The sequence below is a fragment of the Sutterella sp. genome (assembly GCF_052272535.1).
GTDB lineage: Bacteria > Pseudomonadota > Gammaproteobacteria > Burkholderiales > Burkholderiaceae_F > Sutterella.
This window is the reverse complement of record NZ_DAVZJY010000239.1, coordinates 1-3,352: the sequence shown is the minus strand read 5'-3', so window position 1 is coordinate 3,352 and position 3,352 is coordinate 1. Positions and strand designations below refer to the sequence as shown.

The window sequence follows — 3,352 nt, the reverse complement described above, 5'->3', positions numbered from 1 at the left end:
TGCGGCTCGCCGACGTACGCGTCCGCGTGGACGTCGTGATCGCGGGCACCGGCGCGGCGGGTCTTTGCGCAGCGCTCGCTGCCCGGGAGGCGGGCGCGGAGCGCGTGCTCGTCATTGAAAAGCTTCCGCTCGCAGGCGGCCACACCCTGATCTCATCGGGCTCGGTCTCCGTCGCCCGCACGCCCGAAGAGGTGGCGGGGCTCATGAATGAAATGCTCGACGCCGGTGGCGGCCGCGCCGATCCGGCGCTCGTGCGGGTGGTCTGCGAGGGGTCGTGGGCCGCGAAGGAGCGGCTCGCGCGCCTCGGCGTCGCCTGGTCCGAAGCTCCCTTCCGTGCGGTGGGGGCGCCTTCGGCGCGAAGTTGGAACACCGGCACAGCGCAGTCGGGATACGACTACGTGCAGGCGCTGATGCGCGCGGTGCGCCGCGCCGGAATCGAAGTCCGCTTCTCCATGCCCGCGACGGCGCTTCAGGTTGAGGACCGTCAGGGCGTGCGGCGCGTCACGGGCCTCACGGCGGAGCGCTCCGACGGGCGCAGACTCCTCGTCGAGGCGGGTGCCGTCGTTCTCGCCACCGGCGGCTTTACCGGGAACGTCGCAATGATCCGCCGCTCTCGCCCGGACGTTCCGCGCGGCATGGAGACCACCGGCAACCCCATGGGCGAATACCTCGACGGCTCCACGGGGGACGGAATTTTGATGGCGGTTGAAGCCGGCGCGGCGCTCCGCGACATGGACGCCGTGATCATGCTTCCCTTCGCGGGCGGCCGGCTCGTGGACTACGTGGGCGGTGAAGTCTGGGTGAACGCCCAAGGGCGCCGCTTCATTTCCGAGGGCGCAGGATTTGCGGAGCTGTGCGGCCGCGTGCTGAAGGAGCCCGGCGCGCGCATGTGGGCAGTTTCCGACGCGCTCGCGCCCAAGGGGGCGACGCTTCCCATGAAGCTCATGAACGGGGCAGTGAAGGAGGCGCCCGACCTCGCCGCGCTCGCCCGCGGCATCGGCTGCAGCGAGACGGTGCTTCGCGAAACGCTCGAGCGCTACAACCGGTCGGTCGTGAACGGCTGGGACGAAGACTTCGGGATTCCAATGCGAGGACTTCCCGTCGCGACCCCACCCTTCTACTATGGACTCGAGACCTTGTCGATCCATTACACCGCCGGCGGGATCGCGATTACGCCTCAGGCCGAGGTGAAGGACGCCGCGGGCCGCGTGATCCCAGGGCTCTACGCCGCGGGCGAGACCACCGGAGGCGTGCACGGCGCGTTGCGCGTCGGAGGCCTCGGCCTCACCGACGCATTGGTGATGGGCGACGTCGCCGGACGAGAAGCCGCGGGCGCAGCAGCTGCCGCTGCGTCCGCTACCACCAAGGGATAACCCTTAGTTCGCCGACCGGACGACGGCCGGCTATTTCCTTCTCCGGGTCTTTCCCACACGTTCCGGATACCTCCCACGGGAGGTATTGCGCCGAAAGGCTGATCTCTAAGCTTCTCTTAAGGATGAAGCGCGTCACAAGAACGCCTGATCATCCGAACCCAAGAAGGCCGCTCCGCAACAACGCCCAAGGCACCCGCCTCGGACGGCGTCGGCAAAGAACCTTCAAAAGAGACTCACCATGACCCTGACCACCGGACTCTTCGGCGTCGCCGTCGCCTGCGCGCTCGCGATCGTGACGGCCGTGCCCGCCACGGCCGCGATGCCCACCCAGATCAACGGCCCGCACGCGAAACTCCCCTGCACGACCTGCCACACGAACGGCATGACCGCACCCGCGAAGGAAACCTGCTTCCAGTGCCACGGCTCCTACGCGAAGCTCGCCGAGCGCACCGCCAAGCTCACGCCGAACCCGCACATGAACCACCGCGGCGAGCAGGACTGCACGAACTGCCACAGCATGCACGCCAAGCCGCGCTTCGAGTGCAACGACTGCCACAACTTCACGATCCGCATGAAGGGGGAGTAAGAAAATGACCAAGGAACTTCTTTCCCGCCGCTCCTTCCTCGGCGCCGCCGCCGCTTCGGCCGCTGCCGCCGTCGCCCCGGCCGCTCACGCCGCGAGCCGCGACAATGGGATCCCCGCGAAGTGGGACATTGAAACGGACGTGGTGGTCCTCGGCTGCGGCGGCGCGGGCCTGATGGCCGCCTGCCAGGCCTTCGACCGCGGCGCCAAGGTCGAGATCTTCGACAAGGGCCTGTCGCCCTACCACACCGCCACGAACCTCTGCGGCGGCCTCTTCACCGCCTGCGGCTCGCGCCTGCAGAAGTCCGACCCGAAGATCAAGGACTCCTGGAAGGCCTTCGCCGACGACATCATCGCCTACGGCGAACACCAGTCCCTTAAGGAGCCCGTCTACGGCTTCACGAAGCATTCGGGCGAAGCCTTCGACTGGCTCGAAGACCACGGCCTCGCCGCGCACCACCTCGAACCCTACGCGGGCCACACCAACGTGCGCGCCCACCGTCAGGACTCCTTCAAGGGCCGCGACTACATCGACGTTCTCGTGAAGGAGATCGCAGCGCGCAACCTCAAGATCCACCACGGCTGCGGCCTCTCGAAGTTCTTCTTCGACGAGAAGGACAACCGCGTGGTGGGCGTCGAGTGCGGCACGGGCGACAACAAGGTTACCTGCCGCGCCCGCATGGGCGTCATCATGGCGACGGGCGGCATCACGGGTTCTGCGGAATCGCTCGACGCATGGGTCCCGGCGGTCGCCGGCAAGGGCGTCGTGATCGGCGGTCCCTCGAACACCGGTGAGGCGATGCGCATCGCCGTGCGCGACGTGGGCACCCCGCTCTCGCACATGCAGTACATCGCCTCCTATCCCTGCGGCATCGTCACGCACGGCCGCAACGGCCCCTACTGCCGCTGGTGGTTCATCTCCGGTCAGGGCGGCATCCTAATCAACAAGAACGGCCGTCGCTTCATCACCGAGAAGGAAGGCATCTGCCACGTCACGCCGAAGCTCGCTTCGAACCCGGACGGCTGCCACTACATCCTTGCGGACGAGGCGACCTGGCAGCGCACGCTCAAGAAGATCAAGCTCTCCGCCCTGGTGGGCCTGCCCTCCTGGACCGAAGAGCGCATCCTCGCCGAGTTCGACAAGAAGGAGAACCTCTGGAAGGCCGACACGATCGAGGAGCTCTGCAAGGAGTCGGGCGTCAACTACGAGGGCCTCAAGGACCAGCTTGCCGTCTGGAACAAGGCCGTCGAGACGAAGGTGGACAACCAGTTCGGCCGCACGGATCAGCAGTGGAAGCTCGAAAAGGGTCCGTGGCGCATGATCCGCATGTTCCCGTGGAACAACCTCTCCTGCGGCGGCGTGCGCGTCACCGAGGAGTTCCAGGTCCTCGGCTGG

General features: G+C 67.3%; 3 protein-coding genes. All 3 read left to right on the top strand.

Annotated elements, in window-relative coordinates:
• A partial coding sequence (locus ACT6Y9_RS09685; protein ID WP_443744371.1) for an FAD-dependent oxidoreductase occupies nucleotides 1-1,373 on the top strand: 1,373 nt, incomplete at its 5' end.
• 238 nt (nucleotides 1,374-1,611) lie between these two features.
• Nucleotides 1,612-1,959: a cytochrome c3 family protein gene (locus ACT6Y9_RS09680; RefSeq protein ID WP_295478494.1), complete on the top strand. Its 348-nt coding sequence runs from the start codon at nucleotides 1,612-1,614 to the stop codon at nucleotides 1,957-1,959.
• 4 nt (nucleotides 1,960-1,963) lie between these two features.
• Nucleotides 1,964-3,352: FAD-dependent oxidoreductase (locus ACT6Y9_RS09675; protein ID WP_443744370.1), on the top strand; the 1,389-nt coding region annotated here is incomplete at its 3' end.